Below are 18,892 nucleotides of genomic sequence, written 5' to 3' on the forward strand. Positions count from 1 at the left end.
CTGTAGTTGCTAAAGGATATTTTAATTTTTAAAGATATATGAATTATAGAAATTTTTTTCTGTTTCTTATATTGGGGCAAAACAATGTCTTTTGATGATAGTTTTAAAAATAATAGTCATACTCCTCTTTCAGAAATTATGCGTCCTACTAGTTTAGATGATTTTATAGGGCAAGATCATTTAATAAATAAAGATAAACCTTTGAGATTGTCGCTGGAAAGCAAAAAACTTTATTCTATGGTGTTATGGGGGCCACCTGGGGTAGGTAAAACTACATTAGCCAATCTAATAGCAAGATTGTCTGGATATAATTTCGTATCAATATCTGCTGTTTTGAGTGGGGTGAAAGAAATACGTAATGCCATCGATAATGCAAAAGAATCAAGAAATATTGGAGTTAGCACTATTATATTTGTTGATGAGGTTCACCGTTTTAATAAATCTCAACAGGATATTTTTTTGCCCTATATAGAAAAAGGGTTATTTTGTTTTATAGGAGCAACAACAGAAAATCCATCGTTTGAGTTGAATTCTGCATTGTTATCAAGAGTTAAGGTTCATATTTTAAATGCTTTAACATATGAAGATCTGAAGAAAATATTATCGAGGACACTATTTTTTTTAAATAAAAAATTAGTAAAAAATTTTATTAAATTTGATTCGGAGGTTATTAATAAATTAATTATATTTGCTGATGGAGATGGTAGGAGACTTATTAGCTTAGTAGAAACTTTGTTTGATTCCGCTGTATCTCTGGAAGTATTTGATGTGAAACATGATTGGTTTGAAGAGATAATTTCTAGAGATCTTAGGCTATTTGATAAATCTGGTGATATTTTTTATGATCAAATAAGTGCGTTGCATAAATCTATAAGAGGGTCAAATCCTGATGCTGCTTTGTATTGGTTTTTTTGTATGATTGATGGAGGGGTTGATCATTATTATTTAATTAGAAGACTTTTAAGAATAGCTACTGAAGATATAGGGTTAGCTGACCCAAGAGCTATAAGTTTAGTTGTTGATTGCGCTAATGCTTATGAGCGTCTAGGTTCTCCAGAAGGAGAACTGGCCTTAGCAAATGCAGTTATTTATATGTCTTGTGCTCCTAAATCTAATGCTGTCTATAAAGCATATAATGATGTAAGTAAATTTTCAAAATTTCATGGGAGTCAACCTGTTCCTATTCATTTACGTAATGCTTCAAGTAGCCTTGATAAGAAATTAGGTTACGGAAAATTATATAGTTATTCCCATGATGAGCCTGAAGCATATTCTGCACTACAAGATTATTTTCCAGAAGGTTTAAATGCTATTTTTTATAGGCCTACTGATTTTGGTTTGGAAATAAAAATAAAACAAAAATTAGAATTTTTAAGAAATTTAGATTATAAACAAAAAAGGAAAATAAAAGATAGTTTTTATTATTTTTTAACTTTTTAAAATTATGTTAGATATCAATATTATACGTAAAGAACCACGAAAATTGTTTGAGAAATTGTCTACTCGTGGTTATGACCTGGACATTTCCTATTTTGAAGAATTAGAATTTAGTCGTAAAAAACTTCAAAAACAGACTGAAGATATGCAAGCTAAGCGTAATTCTTTGGCAAAGAAAATAGGTTTTTTAAAATCACAAGGACTAGATGCAAATGATTTAATTCTTGAATCTCAATCTATACCTGAAGACTTAAAAAATCTAGAACAAAAACTTTCTTATTATCAGGAGGAAATTAATAAAATATTATTTTCTATTCCAAATGTTCCACATGCTAGTGTTCCTATTGGCTCTAATGAACAAGATAACATTGAGGTTCGTCGATGGACCCCAGATCAAAGGGTTGTTGATGAAAGTTTTGATTATAAAGATCATGTTACAGTAGGTGAGCCTCTTGGGCTTGATTTTTCTACTGCAGCCAAAATGTCTGGTTCTAGATTTTTATTCATGACTGGTGGTTTAGCTCGTTTGCATAGAGCATTGTCACAGTTTATGTTGGATTTGCATATTAATCATGGTTACGTTGAGTGCTATACTCCTTACATAGTCAATGCTTCTGCTTTGCTTGGAACTGGTCAGTTGCCTAAGTTCAAGGAGGAAATGTTTGCTATAAAGAAAGGTTCATTGAATTATGGCAACAATAGTATTGATGAACAGTATTTAATCTCTACTTCGGAAATTACTTTAGTTGGCAGGGTATCTAATAGCATACTAAATATGAATGAGTTGCCCATTAAATTAACTGCTCATACTCCTTGTTTTCGTTCTGAAGCAGGAAGTGGTGGTCGTGATATTAAAGGTATGATCAGGCAGCACCAGTTTGATAAAGTTGAATTAGTTCAAATTGTTCATCCTAGTACTTCATATAATGCTTTAGATGATGTTTTATCTGACGCTGAAAGAGTGTTGCAATTATTAGAACTTCCTTATAGGGTTGTTTTATTATGTTCTGGTGACATGGGGTTTTGTTCAGCTAAAACTTATGATCTAGAAGTTTGGTTGCCATCTCAGAAAAATTGGCGTGAAATATCATCTGTTTCTAATTGCGAAGATTTTCAAGCAAGGAGAATGAAAGCTCGTTTCCGTAATGATCAAGGTGTGCTTGAATATGTACATACAATTAATGGCTCAGCTCTTGCTATAGGTAGGACCTTAGTGGCTATTTTAGAAAATTACCAACAAAAAGACGGTAGTTTGATTATACCAGAAGTTCTTCGTGGTTATATGAATGGTGATAGTATTTTAAGGCCTTAGAGATACATATTTATATACTTGTTATGGCGGAGAGAGTGGGATTCGAACCCACGGTACAGTTAATTCTGTACTCCTGATTTCGAGTCAGGTACATTAGGCCTCTCTGTCATCTCTCCTAGATTTATGATTATACATGTAATTTTGTTATATTTGTTTGTATTGTTTTTGCTTTTTTGCATTTATAACATTTAGATGTTCTAACGATTTTTAACTACCTAGGATTTTGAAGTGTTATTTTTGCTTTCTCCATCTAAAAAATTAATCAAAAAGATAGTAAATATTCTTTTGATATAGAACCTATCTTTACAAAACAAGTTTCTGTTTTATTAAATGAACTCCAAAGAAAGAGTGCGAATGAATTATCTAGCCTGATGAAGATTAGTAAAGAACTTGCTGAGTTGAATGTTGATCGTTATTTGAATTGGGAAAATAGTAAGTATGGTATGGCAAGTGCTTTTTTTCTTTTAGTGGGGATGTTTATAAATTTTTAGATCCATATTCTTTGGGTCTTGATGATTTATATTGGGCACAAGATCATTTTATCATTCTAAGTGGTTTATATGGTTTGCTTAGACCATTAGATTTAATGAAGCCTTATAGATTAGATATGGGGGTTAAGATTAAATTAAGTTGTAGTAGAGATCTATATGAATTTTGGAAAACTGAAATTGCTTGGTACATCAATAGGCAGCAAAAAGAAAGCAGTTCTAATGTTATCGTAAACTTGTCTTCGAATGAGTATTTTAAGGTTATAGATCCAAGTATTTTGAATGGTAAAGTGGTTAATTGTGTTTTTCAAGATTTTGTAGGTGGTCACTGGAGAGTGGTTGGGGTTAATGCAAAACGGGTGCGTGGTTTGATAGCTAGATATATTATAAATAATAAGGTTGGAAATTTAGAGGATTTAAAAAAAATACATATGGTGGTTATGCTTATGTTTCATCTGAATCAATGGAAGATTGTTTGGTTTTCAGACAACAAATATAATTTTATTTATTTTTTTTAAATCTACCTTCATTGAGTTGCTAAAGTAGTTTATACTTATAAGCTGAACGTAGCAAAGCGTTGGTTCTCATATGGCACTGATTTGTATATGCTTGACTCAGTGTTTTTAATATTATATTTATCGGTATATCATTTATATGGGTTAACAATAGCTGCTTTTGGTCGCATCACAAGTGCGGATTACCAGGGCTTTCGTTTCGATCTTATTCGTCTTCTATAGACGTTTGTTCTGTGCTCATGATGAACAAAGATAAAGTTTATTACTGTGGTTTTGTGGAATAGCTCTATGAGTTTCTAAGCATTTATCATAGTTATTCAAAATTGTTTTAGTTCTGTTATTATATAGTTATGACAATCATGAGGAAAAAGAGCTTGTATTGAAAGGAAATAAATAATGGAAATGAATGGTGCGGATATACTTGTGCATTGCTTGGCTGAACAAGGTGTGGAACACGTTTTTGGCTACCCAGGTGGTGCAGTTTTGTATATATATGATGCGATTTTTAGACAGGATAAATTTGAACATATTCTGGTTAGACACGAACAAGCAGCAGTTCATGCTGCTGATGCATACTCTAGGTCTTCAAAGAAAATAGGAGTTTGTCTAGTAACTAGTGGTCCAGGTGCAACTAATGCTGTAACTGGCATAGCGAATGCTTACATGGATTCTATTCCTATGGTCATCATAAGTGGACAGGTTTCTACTGAGGCTATTGGAGAAGATGCTTTTCAAGAATGTGATACTATAGGCATTACTCGTCCGTGTGTTAAACATAATTTTTTAGTTAGAGATGTAAAGAATTTGGCTGAAACTGTTAGAAAGGCTTTTTATATAGCACAGACTGGTCGTCCTGGACCTGTATTGATAGACATTCCAAAAAATGTTTCTGCTGCTAAGTATAAATATGCACCTGCTAAGAGTGAAGTTGTTATGAGGTCATATTCTCCTGTTGTAAAAGGGCATCAAGGACAGATAAAGAAAGCCGCTCAAATGCTATTAACTGCTGAGCGTCCAATTATCTATACTGGTGGAGGGATAGTTTTATCTAATGCATCAGATAATTTACGATCTTTATTAAAAGTAACAGGAGCTCCTTGTGTAAATACATTAATGGGGTTAGGTTCTGTTTCATTTGATGATTCACAGTATCTTGGCATGCCTGGAATGCATGGGACTTATGAAGCTAACTTTGCTATGCAACATTGTGATGTAATGTTAGCAATTGGCACTCGTTTTGATGATCGTGTCATTGGAAATGTAAAGCATTTTTCCCAAAATGCTCGGAAAATAATACATATAGATATTGATCCTTCTTCTATTTCTAAAAGAGTTAGGGTTGATGTTCCAATTGTTGGTGATGTTAAAGATATACTAGTTGATTTGATTGATCATATTGAACAATTAAAGCTGAGTGGTTTGAAGCAGTCATCATTAAAAAAATGGTGGGATCAAATTAGTATATGGAAAGAGAAGGATTGTAAAAAATATTTGAATTCTGAAGAAGTTATCAAACCCCAATATGTTATTGAAACATTATGGAAAGTAACCAATGGTGATGCCTTTATAACATCTGACGTTGGTCAACATCAGATGTGGACTGCTCAGTATTACGGCTTTAAACAACCAAGAAGATGGATTAACTCTGGTGGTCTTGGGACCATGGGTGTTGGTTTGCCGTATGCAATGGGAGTGCAAAAAGCAAATCCTGATGCTGATATTGCTGTTATTACTGGTGAAGCTTCAATACAAATGAATATCCAGGAATTATCTACATGTTTTCAGTACAATCTAACGCCAAAGATTATATGTTTAAATAATCGCTTTCTTGGAATGGTGCGCCAATGGCAGCAAATTGATTATGGTTCAAGATATTCTCAGTCATATATGGAGTCTTTACCTGATTTTGTGAAATTAGTAGAGTCTTATGGTCATGTAGGTATTCGTATAGAAAACCCATCTGATGTTGAGCCAGCATTGAAAGAGAGTTTTTCTAAACATAAGAAAAGATTGGTTTTTATGGATTTCATTACAGATCGTACAGAAAATGTATGGCCAATGGTAAAAGCAGGCCGTGGTTTGACTGAAATGTTGCTTGGTTCTGAGGACTTATAGGATTGTCATTATGAAACATGTGATTTCTGTTTTAATGGAAAATGAGCCCGGTGCGCTATCCAGGGTGGTTGGTTTATTTTCTGCTCGTGGTTATAATATTGAGTCATTGACAGTTGCTCCTACAGAGGATTCAACTTTGTCTAGACTTACAGTTGTTACTATTGGTTCTGATGAGGTAATAGAACAAATTACCAAACATCTTAATAGGTTAATAGATGTTGTAAAAGTTGTTGATTCAAATGATGGCGCTCATGTTGAAAGAGAGCTTTTACTTATTAAGGTAAGGGCTATAGGTAAAGAGAGAGATGAAATAAAACGTATGGCTGATATTTTTCGTGGTCATATTGTTGATGTTACATATAAATCATATACAATTGAATTAACTGGAACACAATGTAAAATACAGGCTTTTATAGAGGGGTTAGATCGTAGTTCTATTTTGGAAACTGTTCGTACCGGTATTTCTGGTATAGGCAGAGGAGAAAGGATACTGAAGATCTAATTTTATAAAAATCTTAAAAGTGTTGTTTTATGTCTTGTTTTATGTGGTTATATAAATTTAAAATTAATGGAGCTTTTTGATGAAAGTTTTTTATGATAAGGATTGTGATTTATCTTTAATTAAAGGTAAAACTGTTGCCATAATTGGTTATGGATCTCAAGGTCATGCACATGCTTTGAACTTGCATGAATCAGGTGTTAAGGTTGTAGTTGGCTTGCGCAAAAATGGAGCTTCTTGGAACAAGGCTGCAAATGCAGGTTTGCAAGTTAAAGAAGTTGCTGAAGCTGTAAAGTCTGCCGATGTAGTAATGATGTTATTGCCAGATGAAAATATTGCCAATGTTTATAATAATGAAGTTCAAAAAAATATAAAATCTGGTGCTGTTTTAGCTTTTGCTCATGGTTTTAATGTTCATTATGGTCAGGTAGTTCCACGTGATGATATCGATGTTATTATGGTGGCTCCTAAAGCTCCTGGTCATACAGTAAGAGGCACTTATAGAAATGGTGGCGGTGTTCCTCATTTGGTTGCCGTATATCAAGATAAATCAGGTTTTGCTCGTGACATCGCTTTATCATATGCATGTGCAAATGGTGGCGGTCGTGCTGGTATTATCGAAACTTCTTTCCGTGAAGAGACAGAAACAGACTTGTTCGGAGAACAAGCTGTCTTATGTGGTGGTACAGTCGAACTTATTAAAGCTGGTTTTGATACTTTAGTTGAAGCAGGATATGCTCCAGAAATGGCATATTTTGAGTGCTTGCACGAACTTAAATTAATAGTTGATTTAATTTATGAAGGCGGTATAGCTAACATGAACTATTCTGTTTCTAATAATGCAGAATTTGGTGAGTATGTAACAGGTCCTAGAGTTGTTACAGATGAAACACGTAAAGCTATGCGTCAATGTTTGACAGATATACAAACCGGAGAATATGCAAAGAATTTTATTCTAGAACATGTTGCTGGCGCTCCTACATTAACTTCTCGTCGTCGTATTAATGCCGATTCTTTAATTGAGAAAGTTGGTGGACAATTAAGATCAATGATGCCTTGGATTACTGCTAATAAATTGGTAGATAAATCTAAGAATTAAGATTTTTTGTATATTTATTTGTAACGGTATACTATAAAAAGTATACCGTTTTTTTATGCTTTTATTTTTGGGTAGATGAACTATGGTTGATCTTGAGAATCGTCATCGTAGTATATATCTATTGCCTAATATATTTACTACGGCGTCATTGTTTGCAGGATTTTATGCGATAGTTCAATCAATGAATAATAACTTTGAGATTTCTGCTATTGCTATTTTTGTTGCTATGTTATTTGATGGGGTAGATGGTAGAGTAGCCCGTTTTACAAATACTCAATCTTCTTTTGGAGAAAATTATGACTCATTGTCAGATATGGTGTCGTTTGGGGTTGCTCCAGCTTTAGTTGTCTATGAATGGGTTTTACATGAAATTGGTCGCTGGGGATGGATTGCAGCTTTTGTTTATGTTGTAGGTGCTGCTTTAAGATTGGCTAGATTCAATACTAACATAAATAATATTGATAAAGTGTTTTTTCAAGGACTACCTACACCTGCTGCTGCTGCTTTAGTATCTGGATTTATTTGGTTGGCTGTTGATAATAAAATATCTATTCATGATTCATATGTGATTTGGGTTGCTTTTTTACTAACTATGTATTCTGGTATTGTAATGGTTACAAATATTCCATTTTATAGCGGAAAAAACTTTTCATTAGGGAAAAGCGTTCCTTTTTGGGTGATACTTTTAATGGTAGGGGTATTTGTATTTGTTTCTAGCAATCCTCCTTTAATGCTTTTTTGTTTATTTATTATATATGGATTATCTGGGTGGGTAATATTTATGCATAGATATCGCAAAGCTTATAGTATTAGAAAAAATCGTCATAAAAACTAAAATATCTTCAGTGTCTATTAGTTATATTTGTAATACTTTTTAAATTGTATATAATCTTATTATTGCTATTGTATTAGTATTTTTTTATTTTTTCACTTTAGGACTCCTCAGTTCTGAAGCATGTTTTAGAGGATTTTGATTATGGCTGTTGCCGATATAAATAAAAATGAAATAGTTTCTGCCTTTTGTCGTTCCGATAGAGATACAGGTTCTCCAGAGGTTCAGGTTGCATTGTTAACTGCTAGAATTAATGATCTTACAGGTCATTTTAAAAAACATTTGAAGGATCATCATTCTCGCAGAGGTTTGCTAAAAATGGTTAGTAGACGTCGCAAACTTTTAGATTATTTAAAAAGTAGAAATCCTAATTCTTATAAGATTTTAATAGATAGATTAAATTTACGTAAGTAATTTTATTACATATGACATAGTACCGTGGTTAGATCGATTATTTGTGATCGTACTGACCACGGTTTTTTTTTAAGGAATATTTGTGTTTAACAAAGTAATTAAGTCATTTAAATATGGTTTGAATGATGTGGTTTTAGAAACTGGAGAGATAGCAAGACAATCTTCTGGAGCGGTTCTTGCTTCTATGGGTGATACAGTTATTTTAGCTACAGTTGTAGGTAGTCAAGAAATTAAAGAAGGACAAAAATTCTTTCCTTTAACTGTAGACTACATTGAGAAAACATATGCTGTAGGTAAAATACCTGGAGGTTTTTTTAAAAGAGAAGGAAAATCATCTGAGAAAGAAATATTGACAGCTCGTTTAATTGATAGACCTTTAAGGCCTTTATTTCCTAAACAATTTTATAATGAAGTTCAAATAATTATTCATGTGTTATCTGTTGATCCAGAAATTGATCCTGATATCATTTCTATAATAGGGTCTTCTGCTGCATTGGCTTTATCTGGAATTCCATTTAATGGTCCTATTGGTGCAATTAGGGTTGGTTTTATAGAAAATGACTTTGTAATAAATCCTACAAAGAGTCAATTAGAGAAATCTTCTTTAGATCTTGTTTTGGCAGGTTCTTCGGACGCTGTTCTTATGGTTGAGTCTACAGCTAGAGAATTATCTGAATCTACAATGCTTGAGGCAATTGATTTCGGTCATCAACAGATGCAAGTTGTTATAGATAATATAATAGAACTAGTTAAGGAAGCTGGAAAGCCAGAATGGGATTGGAAACCAAAACCATGTGATCAGTTTTTAGTTGATATAATAAATGAATTTTCTAATGAGAAATTAGTATCTGCTTATAACATAAAAGAAAAGCAAGATCGTTCTTTGGTTCTTAGAGAGATTAGGCTAGAAATCAAAAATTTTGTTAAAGATAGAGTTGGTAATTCTGATGTCATTCCATTAGATAGTACTATTGATGATATTATTTTTAACTTAGAATCTAAAATTGTTAGAAATAGGATATTGTCGGGAGAGCCTAGGATAGATGGTAGAAATACAAGAACAGTAAGGCCTATAGATATTAGGCTTGGTGTTTTGCCGAGAGCTCACGGTAGTGCTTTGTTTACAAGAGGTGAAACTCAGGCATTAGTTATAGTTACATTGGGGACTAAGCAGGATGAGCAAATTATAGATTCTTTATTAGGAGAATATAGGGATAAATTTATTTTTCATTATAATATGCCTCCATTTGCAACAGGAGAAATCGGACGCATAGGAATTCCAAAAAGAAGAGAAGTAGGACATGGCTATTTAGCAAGAAGAGCATTAACACCAATGCTACCTGATCCTAAAGATTTTCATTATACTACTAGATTAGTCTCTGAGATAACAGAATCTAATGGCTCCTCTTCTATGGCATCTGTTTGTGGAGGATCTTTAGCAATGATGGATGCAGGTGTTCCGATAAGTAAGCATGTTGCAGGTGTTGCAATGGGTTTAATACTAGAGGATGATAAATTTGCTATTTTAACTGATATTCTAGGAGATGAAGATCATCTTGGTGATATGGATTTTAAAGTAGCAGGAACTTCTGATGGCATCACTGCTTTACAGATGGATATTAAGATTCAAGGAATAACTAAAGACATAATGGGGATTGCTTTATTGCAAGCTCAGGAAGGAAGGTTATCTATTCTTGAAAAAATGAAAAAGGCTATAAATATTTCTCGTGAGGAATTATCTTCATATTCACCAAAGATAATAACAATCAAGATTAATCCAGATAAAATCCGTGATGTTATTGGTAAAGGAGGGGCTACAATCAGAGCAATCACAGAAGAAACAGCAACTCAGATTGATATCTCAGAAGATGGAGTGGTTTCCGTTGCTGGTGTTGATAATAATAATGTGCAAAATGCTTATAAGAAAATACTAGAGTTAACTGCCGATGTGGAGGTTGGTAGTGTATATGAAGGTAAAATTTTGCGCATTCTGGATTTTGGTGCTATTGTTCAGCTTTTTCCAGGAAAGGATGGTCTTCTACATATATCTGAAATATCCAATAATAGGATACAGAATATAAGTGATGTTCTATCTATTGGACAAAGAATAAAAGTCAAGGTGATAGAATCTGATGATAAGGGTAGGTTTAGACTTTCAGCTAAAGCAGTGAAAGAAGATCTATAAAACATTTTTGGTGCACCTGGCCGGAGTCGAACCGGCATGCCGTTAGGCGAGGGATTTTAAGTCCCTTGCGTCTACCAATTTCGCCACAGGTGCAAATGATATATTTGTTAATCACAACAAATATATCATTGCTTTTATTTATATCCAAGAATAATTTTTATAAAATTTAATTTTTTTTCAAAAATACAAATTTTACAACATGAATATCTAATTATATTATATAATACAGATAAGCGGGAAGTTTGGCAGAGTGGTCGATTGCACTGGTCTTGAAAACCAGAGATCCGAGAGGATCCCAGGGTTCGAATCCCTGAGCTTCCGCCATTTCATTATTTTCTCGCTGTTGTTAAATTCTCAATGTATACCATTTCATATCGTATATGTCTTTATTCTATAATAAAATATTTTGTTTTTCATATTGATTTAATCTTATCAATTTTATTAGCTTTGCTTTTGGGTTTTTGACATGAAAGTTATAGAGGTTAATGGTTATGGTAATATTGATGTTTTGCGTGTTGGTAGTAGAAACATTCCAAAGCCAGGTAAACAAGAGGTTTTAATTAAAGTAATAGCGGCTGGTGTTAATAGACCTGATGTTTTGCAAAGAAAAGGGTTTTATGATCCACCTATGGGGGCTTCAGATATTCTTGGTCTAGAAGTTTCTGGAGAAATTGTTTCTGGTGATTTGGGTAATAGTGATTTTTCTATAGGCGATAGGGTTTGTGCCTTATTATCTGGTGGTGGTTATGCTGAATATTGCATAGCTCACGTTTATCATTGTTTGCCAATTCCTAAGAATGTTACTTTTGAAGAGGCTGCAGGTCTTCCTGAATCTCTTTTTACTGTTTGGAATAATGTTATTAACATAGGTAATTTATCAAACGGTGAATCTTTTTTAGTCCACGGAGGTTCTAGTGGTGTTGGAACTATGGCAGTACAGTTAGCTAAATCTATGGGATGTTTGGTTTATTCTACGGCTAGTAGTGATGAGAAAGTAAGAGCAGTAGAATCTTTGGGGGCTTTGAAATGCATTAATTATAAAAATGAAGATTTTGTAGAACAAATATTAAATTTAACTGAAATGAAAGGTGTAAATTTAATATTAGATATGGTTGCTGGTGATTATCTGCAAAGAAATATAAAAGTTCTATCTTATAATGGTAGAATGGTGATAATAGCTTTTCTTGGTGGGTCTCGTGCTAATCTGAGTTGTGTTGATATTTTGACCAAAAATCTTACTATTAGTGGGTCCATGTTGCGTTCTAAATCTAATTCATTCAAGTCTAGGATAGCGAGTGCTTTACGAGAAACTGTTTGGCCTCTTCTAGAGAAAAAAAATATTATACCAATTACTTATGCTTATTTTCCAATAGATCAAGTTTCTCAAGCTCATGCTATGATGGAGTCTGGAGAACATATTGGTAAGATAATTTTAAGAATATAGCTCTAAGATTGCTATGTTTATTTTATGATGATTTTATATATTGGATTTTGACTACTGCTATGGGTTATAAAAAATCTGCACGTCTTGTTCTAGGTAACTGGAAAATGTTTGGTAGTTTTTTTGAAAATGCACGCTTATTAAAAGGTTTGCAGTCTATAGATTATTCTCTTTATTGTGAAATGGGAATTTGCATTCCTTTTCCATATTTATATCAAGCGGTTTTAAGTTTGCAAGGTAGTAATTGCTCTTGGGGAGCTCAGGATATAAGTATGTATTCTTCTGGAGCATATACAGGGGAAGTATCAGGTATTATGCTGAAAGAGTTTGGTTGTAAATGGGTTATAGTAGGTCATTCTGAAAGGCGCATGCTTCATGGAGAAACTGATCTTGATGTTTTAAGAAAAATGGAAGCTGCAATAAATAATGATATAACTCCTGTAGTTTGCATAGGAGAAACTCTAGAACAGTATAAATCAGGTATTTCTTTTAAAATAATTGAAAAACAAGTAAGGTCTATTTTGCAGCTAAAGCATTCGTCATTATCAAAAATTGTAATTTCATATGAGCCCATTTGGGCAATAGGATCTGGAATTGCTGCAAATCCTGATTATGCACAAAATATCCATTATATGATTCGTAAAATGTTATCAGATGATGGCGTTTTTAATGTGAAAATACTATATGGTGGTAGTGTAAAACCAAATAATGCATTTGATTTTTTTGCAATGCCAGATATAGATGGGGCGTTAGTAGGTGGCGCTTCTTTAGTTTTAGAAGATTTCTTGGCTATATCTTCTATAAAATTTTGATTTGAGGGTGTTTAAAATGTCTTTATTCTTACTTATGGTAAGTCTCCAAATAATTTCAGCTTGTGCTATCATTGTGTTAGTTTTGTTGCAAAATGGTAAAGGCTCAGATATTGGTGCTTTAAGTGGAAGCGCTTCTTCTCTTAGTGTTTTTGGTGCTTCTGGGTCTGCTAATTTCTTATCCAAATCTACTAAGTATTTCGCTATTATCTTTTTTCTAAGTACAGCGGGTATTTCTTATTTGAATAACAAGACGTTTATTAGGTCCTCGGCATCCAGTATTATGTATAGTGATAACCATAGTAAGATGGATGTTTCAATTCCTAATTTTGAGCATGTTGATAGTAGTACAGATAAAGAATTTGTTGAAAAAAAGTTGGATAAAAAACAATAAGATCTAATTTGTACTAGATAATCTTGTTTATATGATACAATGACCGTCATTATTTTATTCATGGCCGACGTGGTGGAATTGGTAGACACGCTATCTTGAGGGGGTAGTGGCTTGATTGCTGTGCGAGTTCGAGTCTCGCCGTCGGCACCACATGGTGCCAATTGCTTAATTGGTTTTTATTTGTATCAAGAATAATAACAATAGTTTTATATATTTTATCCCTTAGCTAGTTGTTTTTAACTATTTAGTATTTTTTCTTTTTAGTTATTATGTTATTGTAAGTTTGTAACACTTTTGTATTTTTGTTGTTTTTTATTGGTGAGTTTTACTCTATGGAGATTATAATATCTCTTGATTGATTTAGTAGAGGATAGATCACTTTATTAAAAGTGCTGAATATGTTTAAAAAAGATGGAGGCTTAGCTTTATAAGCAAGTTGTTATTTTGCAACATATTTTGTCTTTTTTATTGTACTTATTGTGGTCATTTGAGCTAAATTTTAATGCAACGCTCACAACTTCTATTTTGGAGCTAAGGAGTTTTGTATTGAGTATATCTTGCTCTTGTTATTCAAATTATTGGAGATTTTTTAAATGAAAAAAACTCTGCTTGCAGCTGCTTTGGTTACCAGTTTTGCTGGTGTTGCCCAGGCAGAAACAGCTGTTAATCTATATGGATTAATTGATACAGGTGTTAATGTAAATACTGTAGAAGTACGTGACTTTCGGAGAGTAAAACACAAGATTAGTCGTGTTGGTCCTGTATCTGGAGCTCAAAGTGGTTCTCGTTGGGGTCTTAAAGGGACTGAAGAGATTGGAAATGGTTTGCGCGCTGAGTTCGTTTTAGAAGGTGGTTTTAATTCTGGAAATGGTGATGCTGCTCAAACTCAACGTATTTTTGGTAGACAGGTCACTGTTGGCGTAGCAAATGATGCTTGGGGACGTTTAGATATTGGTCGTCAAACTAATGTTGCTAGCAAATATTTTGCAGATATAGATCCATTTAAAGGTGGTTTTGAACAGTCAGCTATTGGAATGAGCATTGGTTCTTCGAATGTTCGTTATGATAATATGATTATGTATCAAACTCCTTCTTTCCGTGGAATTGATATCGGAGTTGGTTATTCTTTCAGCGTTGATACTAAGTCTTCTAAATCTGAGCATGTTACTGTTAATAACGCATTCTCAGCAGAAGAAGCAGCAAACTGGAGAACAAATGAAAACGATCGTGCTTTTACAACAGGCATTCGTTACTCTAATGGTCCTGTAGTTGCTACTGCATCATTCGATTATGTTAAAGGTTCTAAACGCAGAGTGGAACGTGATGCTTACTTTGATGTAAGTCCATGTTCTTATGCTGTTGGTGGAGCTTATGATTTTGATGTAGCTAAAGTTTCCGTAGCTTATGCAAAAACCATGGATGGATGGATTGGAGCATTGAATGTAGACGGCTATAGAGATCTAATTGGCTTAAGTAGATTAATAACAGAATATGCTGATGGATTCCGTTCTAGTTCATATGTTGTTGGAGTAAGTGCGCCAATTAATGAAACTAGTAATGTTTTTGGATCTTGGCAACGCGTTTCTGTAAATGCAAAACCAAAAGGAGCTAGATTAACTGGCGATAATGACTCCATGAATGTATATAGTGTAGGCTATACACAAGATTTGTCTAAACGTACAAATTTATATGCTTATGGTTCTTATGCCTCTGACTATGCTTTCTTGTATAGTGCAAAAAGTAAAGTTGTTGGTTTCGGTATGCGTCATCGCTTCTAAACCTGATGGCTCGAGTAATTTAAGGTATGTTACGTAACTATACTTAATAATATTAGATATTTCTAATGCTAAAAGCCACCTTCTTACAATAGATAGGTGGCTTTTAGTTTTTATATTGATTTAATTTAAGCTTGATACCATAATTTTTGTTATATGATATATAATCAACAAGTTTATTCAGTTATCATTAGGAATTAATATTTATGAATTTGCAGCAATATTTTCCTGTATTCCTTTTTATAGTAATAGCAATAGTTATTGGTTTTGCATTGCTATTTGTAGGTTATTTGCTTGGTCATAAATCGCCTTATTCTGCAAAAAATTCTCCGTATGAATGTGGTTTTGATTCATTTGGAGATTCTCATATGCAATTTGATATCAGGTACTATTTAGTTGCGATATTGTTTATTCTATTTGACCTGGAGATAGCATTTCTATTTCCTTGGGCAATAGCTCAAGATGCTCTAGGACTAAAGGGCTTTATTTCAATGCTAATATTCATATTTATATTAGTTATAGGTTTTATATATGAGTGGAAGAAAGGTGCGATAGAATGGGAATAAATCTTAATAAATATATTATTTTTTCTTTTAGAGAATAGGATTATGTCTACAGACGATATTCTTAAACAAGGTTTTATAACCACTAACGCTGATAAGCTTCTTAAATGGGCTCAAACTGGGTCCATATGGCCAGTAACTTTCGGGTTGGCTTGTTGTGCTGTTGAAATGATGCATGCTGGTGCAGCGCGTTATGATTTGGATCAATTTGGTATTATCTTTAGGCCAAGCCCACGTCAATCTGATTTAATGATAGTAGCTGGTACATTATGTAATAAAATGGCTCCAGCCTTAAGAAAGGTTTATGATCAGATGCCTGAGCCTAGATGGGTTTTGTCTATGGGTTCTTGTGCTAATGGTGGTGGTTATTATCATTATTCTTATTCTGTTGTCAGGGGGTGTGATAGAATTGTTCCTGTAGATGTCTATGTTCCTGGATGCCCGCCTACATCCGAAGCATTAATTTATGGGCTTTTTCAAATGCAGAAGAAAATTTTACAAAAGAATAGTATTTCAAGGTAATTCTTTAATGTTTTAGAAAAAAATAAAATTTTATTGCCTATTAAGGATATAAGTGTAGATGAATCAAATAGAAATTCTGAAAGATACTTTAAAAGAGGTGCTTGTAAATTATAATTTTAACTTATTGCATGGTAGAACAAATGAGCTAACTTTAGAAATTTCTTCTGACCAATGGTTGGATGTTTGCAATATCTTAAAATTGGATAATAGTTTATATTTTGAAACTTGTATCGATTTATGTGCTGTAGATTATTTATCTTGGGGTAAGTCTAGTATTCATGAGAGTAATACTATGTCTGATGGTAAGCGTTTTGCTGTAGTGATTCATGTTTTATCTATAGTTAATAATTGGAGGCTTAGAGTCAGGACATGGGCAAATAATAATGATTTTCCAGTTATACCTTCTTTAATAAATTGTTGGCCTAGTGTTAATTGGTTTGAAAGAGAAGCTTTTGATTTATTTGGTATAGTTTTTCATGGGCATAAAGATTTAAGAAGAATAATTACTGATTATGGTTTTGTTGGCTATCCTTTTCGTAAGGATTTTCCTTTATCTGGTAATGTTGAAGTGCATTATGATGAAAGCCTTAAAAAAGTTGTTTACAAAGAAGTTAGTATTGATACTAGAGAAATTACTCCAAGAGTTATTCGGGAAAACTCTTATGGATTGGAATTGTAGTAACCATGGATATTAAAACTTATACTTTGAATTTTGGTCCTCAACATCCTGCTGCTCATGGTGTTTTGCGTTTGATATTGGAATTAAATGGTGAAGTAGTTCAAAAAGCAGACCCACATATAGGACTGCTACATAGAGCAACTGAAAAATTAATAGAAAATAAAACATATATACAGGGTCTACCTTACATGGATCGTTTGGATTATGTTTCTATGATGTGTAACGAGCATGCTTATGTTATGGCTATTGAGAAACTTTTAGGGATTGAAGTTCCATTAAGAGCTCAATATATCAGAGTAATGTTTGATGAAATTACTAGGATATTGAATCACCTTATGTCTTTAGGTTCCCATGCACTGGATGTTGGGGCCATGGCCGTATTCTTATATGCATTTCGTGAGCGTGAAGATTTGATGGATTGTTATGAAGCTGTGTCTGGTGCAAGGATGCATGCTGCTTATTATAGACCAGGTGGTGTATATAGAGATTTACCTAATTCCATGCCTATGTATAACGATTCTTCTAAGGAAATTAGAAATAAAAAAGATTTTGATAGAATGAATGAAGCTCGTTCAGGTTCCTTGTTGGATTTTATATATGATTTCACTGAAAGATTTCCAAAATGTATAGATGAGTATGAGTCTTTGTTGACAGACAATCGTATTTGGAAACAGAGACTTGTTGGTGTTGGAGTAGTCAGTCCTGATAGAGCAAAGGCTTTGGGTTTTACTGGTCCTATGTTACGAGGGTCAGGTGTTGTTTGGGATTTACGTAAAAATCAGCCTTATGAAGTTTATGATAATCTTTCTTTTGATATTCCTATTGGAGTTAATGGAGATTGTTATGATAGATACTTGGTTCGTATGGCTGAAATGAGGGAAAGCAATAAAATTATCAGACAATGTATAGATTGGCTGCGTAATAATACAGGCGCTGTTATAGCAGATAATTGTAAATACGTTCCTCCTAAAAGGACAGATATGAAGACAGGAATGGAAGAACTGATTCATCATTTTAAGTTTTTTAGTGAAGGTTTTTGTATACCAGCTGGAGAGGCTTATTCTTCAGTCGAGCATCCCAAAGGCGAATTCGGGATATATATAATATCTGATGGTGCTAATAAACCCTACCGAGTTAAAATTCGTGCGCCTGGTTTTGCTCATTTGCAGTCTTTAGAGGAAATGTCAAAGGGGCATATGATATCAGATGTGGTAACTATTATAGGAACACAAGATATTGTGTTCGGTGAAATAGATAGGTAAATTTTTTATATTGACATTATATAAATTAAGGTTATTTAACTCTAAGACAGGCAAAGTATGTTGCTTTCTAAAAAATCATATCAGAAAATAGATGCGGAATTGGCAAAATTTCCTGCTGATAGGCGTCAATCTGCTTTAATAGCAGCTTTAGCAATTGCACAAGAAGATAAATCTTGGTTATCTCCAGAAGTTATAGAGGATGTTGCTAATTACATAGGTGTTTCTCCTATAACAGCTCAAGAAGTTGTTACTTTTTATAATATGTTTAATATTAAACATGTGGGAAAAAATAAAATTTCTGTATGTACTAATCTTTCATGTTCGTTTCGTGGTAGTAACGAAATTGCTTCATATTTAAAAAGAAAATTGGGTATAGAATTTAACGAAACAACTGAAAACAAACAGTTTACTTTGATTGAAAGTGAGTGTTTAGGAGCTTGTGGTGATGCTCCAGTTTTATTGGTTAATAACAAACATATGTGTGCCAGAATGACTGAAGAAAAAGTTAATTCTCTTATTGATATTCTTTCAAAAGAAGACGGGGAATAATA

17 protein-coding genes, 4 tRNA genes and 1 pseudogene are annotated in these 18,892 nt (G+C 33.3%); 20 read left to right on the top strand and 2 right to left on the bottom strand.

Annotation, left to right across the window (positions count from 1 at the left end; genetic code table 11):
- The first annotated feature begins 84 nt into the window (after positions 1 to 84).
- Both CKCE_RS00490 and serS read left to right on the top strand, forming a co-directional pair.
- The gene (locus tag CKCE_RS00490; RefSeq protein ID WP_015238359.1) at positions 85 to 1,440 is read left to right on the top strand and encodes a replication-associated recombination protein A; all 1,356 of its coding nucleotides are present in this window, start codon (positions 85 to 87) and stop codon (positions 1,438 to 1,440) included.
- Positions 1,441 to 1,444: 4 nt separating this feature from the next.
- A complete protein-coding gene (serS, locus tag CKCE_RS00495) occupies positions 1,445 to 2,749 on the top strand; it encodes a serine--tRNA ligase (protein WP_015238360.1) in 1,305 nt (434 codons plus the stop codon).
- Positions 2,750 to 2,773: 24 nt separating this feature from the next.
- Here serS and CKCE_RS00500 read toward each other — a convergent pair.
- A tRNA-Ser gene (locus CKCE_RS00500) sits at positions 2,774 to 2,865 on the bottom strand.
- Positions 2,866 to 3,048: 183 nt separating this feature from the next.
- On the opposite strand from CKCE_RS00500, the pseudogene CKCE_RS03905 reads away from it, so the two are divergent.
- The 7 genes and pseudogenes from CKCE_RS03905 to pnp all read left to right on the top strand — a co-directional run bounded on the left by CKCE_RS03905 (position 3,049) and on the right by pnp (position 10,896).
- Positions 3,049 to 3,755, top strand: a pseudogene (locus tag CKCE_RS03905) (YaaA family protein).
- A 393-nt stretch (positions 3,756 to 4,148) separates the two neighbouring features.
- Positions 4,149 to 5,867: a biosynthetic-type acetolactate synthase large subunit gene (gene ilvB / locus CKCE_RS00510; protein WP_015238362.1), complete on the top strand. Its 1,719-nt coding sequence runs from the start codon at positions 4,149 to 4,151 to the stop codon at positions 5,865 to 5,867.
- 10 nt (positions 5,868 to 5,877) lie between these two features.
- Positions 5,878 to 6,369: an acetolactate synthase small subunit gene (gene ilvN / locus CKCE_RS00515; protein ID WP_015238363.1), complete on the top strand. Its 492-nt coding sequence runs from the start codon at positions 5,878 to 5,880 to the stop codon at positions 6,367 to 6,369.
- Positions 6,370 to 6,448: 79 nt separating this feature from the next.
- A complete protein-coding gene (ilvC, locus tag CKCE_RS00520) occupies positions 6,449 to 7,465 on the top strand; it encodes a ketol-acid reductoisomerase (protein WP_015238364.1) in 1,017 nt (338 codons plus the stop codon).
- A gap of 82 nt (positions 7,466 to 7,547) precedes the next feature.
- Positions 7,548 to 8,300 (top strand): CDP-diacylglycerol--serine O-phosphatidyltransferase, encoded by a 753-nt coding sequence (pssA, locus tag CKCE_RS00525; RefSeq protein WP_015238365.1) that lies wholly within the window; start codon positions 7,548 to 7,550, stop codon positions 8,298 to 8,300.
- Positions 8,301 to 8,441: 141 nt separating this feature from the next.
- Positions 8,442 to 8,711 carry a 30S ribosomal protein S15 gene (rpsO, locus tag CKCE_RS00530; protein WP_015238366.1) on the top strand — a complete coding sequence of 90 codons (270 nt, stop codon included), beginning with the start codon at positions 8,442 to 8,444 and terminating at the stop codon, positions 8,709 to 8,711.
- An 82-nt stretch (positions 8,712 to 8,793) separates the two neighbouring features.
- Positions 8,794 to 10,896 carry a polyribonucleotide nucleotidyltransferase gene (gene pnp / locus CKCE_RS00535; protein WP_015389134.1) on the top strand — a complete coding sequence of 701 codons (2,103 nt, stop codon included), beginning with the start codon at positions 8,794 to 8,796 and terminating at the stop codon, positions 10,894 to 10,896.
- An 8-nt stretch (positions 10,897 to 10,904) separates the two neighbouring features.
- Here pnp and CKCE_RS00540 read toward each other — a convergent pair.
- Positions 10,905 to 10,989: transfer RNA gene (locus CKCE_RS00540), tRNA-Leu, on the bottom strand.
- 143 nt (positions 10,990 to 11,132) lie between these two features.
- Here CKCE_RS00540 and CKCE_RS00545 point away from each other — a divergent pair.
- The 11 genes from CKCE_RS00545 (at position 11,133) to nuoE (ending at position 18,890) form a co-directional block, all read left to right on the top strand.
- Positions 11,133 to 11,220, top strand: a tRNA-Ser gene (locus tag CKCE_RS00545).
- A 142-nt stretch (positions 11,221 to 11,362) separates the two neighbouring features.
- The gene (locus tag CKCE_RS00550; protein ID WP_015238368.1) at positions 11,363 to 12,340 is read left to right on the top strand and encodes an NAD(P)H-quinone oxidoreductase; all 978 of its coding nucleotides are present in this window, start codon (positions 11,363 to 11,365) and stop codon (positions 12,338 to 12,340) included.
- Between the two features lie 59 nt (positions 12,341 to 12,399).
- Positions 12,400 to 13,149, top strand: coding sequence for a triose-phosphate isomerase (tpiA, locus tag CKCE_RS00555; protein ID WP_015238369.1), 750 nt, complete (start codon positions 12,400 to 12,402; stop codon positions 13,147 to 13,149).
- Between the two features lie 16 nt (positions 13,150 to 13,165).
- Positions 13,166 to 13,540: a preprotein translocase subunit SecG gene (gene secG / locus CKCE_RS00560; RefSeq protein WP_015389132.1), complete on the top strand. Its 375-nt coding sequence runs from the start codon at positions 13,166 to 13,168 to the stop codon at positions 13,538 to 13,540.
- Between the two features lie 63 nt (positions 13,541 to 13,603).
- Positions 13,604 to 13,690, top strand: a tRNA-Leu gene (locus CKCE_RS00565).
- Positions 13,691 to 14,133: 443 nt separating this feature from the next.
- Positions 14,134 to 15,318, top strand: coding sequence for a porin (locus CKCE_RS00570; RefSeq protein ID WP_015238371.1), 1,185 nt, complete (start codon positions 14,134 to 14,136; stop codon positions 15,316 to 15,318).
- A gap of 203 nt (positions 15,319 to 15,521) precedes the next feature.
- On the top strand, positions 15,522 to 15,881 hold the full coding sequence (locus CKCE_RS00575; RefSeq protein WP_015238372.1) for an NADH-quinone oxidoreductase subunit A: 360 nt from the start codon (positions 15,522 to 15,524) through the stop codon (positions 15,879 to 15,881).
- 42 nt (positions 15,882 to 15,923) lie between these two features.
- The gene (locus CKCE_RS00580) at positions 15,924 to 16,400 is read left to right on the top strand and encodes a NuoB/complex I 20 kDa subunit family protein (protein WP_015238373.1); all 477 of its coding nucleotides are present in this window, start codon (positions 15,924 to 15,926) and stop codon (positions 16,398 to 16,400) included.
- 58 nt (positions 16,401 to 16,458) lie between these two features.
- Positions 16,459 to 17,079, top strand: a complete 621-nt coding sequence (locus CKCE_RS00585; protein ID WP_015238374.1) for an NADH-quinone oxidoreductase subunit C — start codon at positions 16,459 to 16,461, stop codon at positions 17,077 to 17,079.
- Between the two features lie 5 nt (positions 17,080 to 17,084).
- A complete protein-coding gene (locus CKCE_RS00590; RefSeq protein ID WP_015238375.1) occupies positions 17,085 to 18,341 on the top strand; it encodes an NADH-quinone oxidoreductase subunit D in 1,257 nt (418 codons plus the stop codon).
- A 57-nt stretch (positions 18,342 to 18,398) separates the two neighbouring features.
- A complete protein-coding gene (gene nuoE / locus CKCE_RS00595) occupies positions 18,399 to 18,890 on the top strand; it encodes an NADH-quinone oxidoreductase subunit NuoE (protein WP_015238376.1) in 492 nt (163 codons plus the stop codon).
- Positions 18,891 to 18,892 lie beyond the last annotated feature (2 nt).

Source organism: Candidatus Kinetoplastibacterium crithidii (ex Angomonas deanei ATCC 30255) (genome assembly GCF_000319225.1).
Lineage (GTDB): Bacteria > Pseudomonadota > Gammaproteobacteria > Burkholderiales > Burkholderiaceae_B > Kinetoplastidibacterium > Kinetoplastidibacterium crithidii_B.

Bases quoted from the DNA above. Each gene is read 5' to 3' on its own strand.
- ilvB (WP_015238362.1), top strand. From the start codon at position 4,149: ATGGAAATGAATGGTGCGGATATACTTGTGCATTGCTTGGCTGAACAA.
- secG (WP_015389132.1), top strand. From the start codon at position 13,166: ATGTCTTTATTCTTACTTATGGTAAGTCTCCAAATAATTTCAGCTTGT.
- CKCE_RS00580 (WP_015238373.1), top strand. From the start codon at position 15,924: ATGTCTACAGACGATATTCTTAAACAAGGTTTTATAACCACTAACGCT.
- nuoE (WP_015238376.1), top strand. From the start codon at position 18,399: ATGTTGCTTTCTAAAAAATCATATCAGAAAATAGATGCGGAATTGGCA.
- ilvN (WP_015238363.1), top strand. From the start codon at position 5,878: ATGAAACATGTGATTTCTGTTTTAATGGAAAATGAGCCCGGTGCGCTA.
- CKCE_RS00490 (WP_015238359.1), top strand. From the start codon at position 85: ATGTCTTTTGATGATAGTTTTAAAAATAATAGTCATACTCCTCTTTCA.
- CKCE_RS00575 (WP_015238372.1), top strand. From the start codon at position 15,522: ATGAATTTGCAGCAATATTTTCCTGTATTCCTTTTTATAGTAATAGCA.
- CKCE_RS00550 (WP_015238368.1), top strand. From the start codon at position 11,363: ATGAAAGTTATAGAGGTTAATGGTTATGGTAATATTGATGTTTTGCGT.
- tpiA (WP_015238369.1), top strand. From the start codon at position 12,400: ATGGGTTATAAAAAATCTGCACGTCTTGTTCTAGGTAACTGGAAAATG.
- pssA (WP_015238365.1), top strand. From the start codon at position 7,548: ATGGTTGATCTTGAGAATCGTCATCGTAGTATATATCTATTGCCTAAT.
- ilvC (WP_015238364.1), top strand. From the start codon at position 6,449: ATGAAAGTTTTTTATGATAAGGATTGTGATTTATCTTTAATTAAAGGT.
- CKCE_RS00585 (WP_015238374.1), top strand. From the start codon at position 16,459: ATGAATCAAATAGAAATTCTGAAAGATACTTTAAAAGAGGTGCTTGTA.
- CKCE_RS00570 (WP_015238371.1), top strand. From the start codon at position 14,134: ATGAAAAAAACTCTGCTTGCAGCTGCTTTGGTTACCAGTTTTGCTGGT.
- serS (WP_015238360.1), top strand. From the start codon at position 1,445: ATGTTAGATATCAATATTATACGTAAAGAACCACGAAAATTGTTTGAG.
- rpsO (WP_015238366.1), top strand. From the start codon at position 8,442: ATGGCTGTTGCCGATATAAATAAAAATGAAATAGTTTCTGCCTTTTGT.
- CKCE_RS00590 (WP_015238375.1), top strand. From the start codon at position 17,085: ATGGATATTAAAACTTATACTTTGAATTTTGGTCCTCAACATCCTGCT.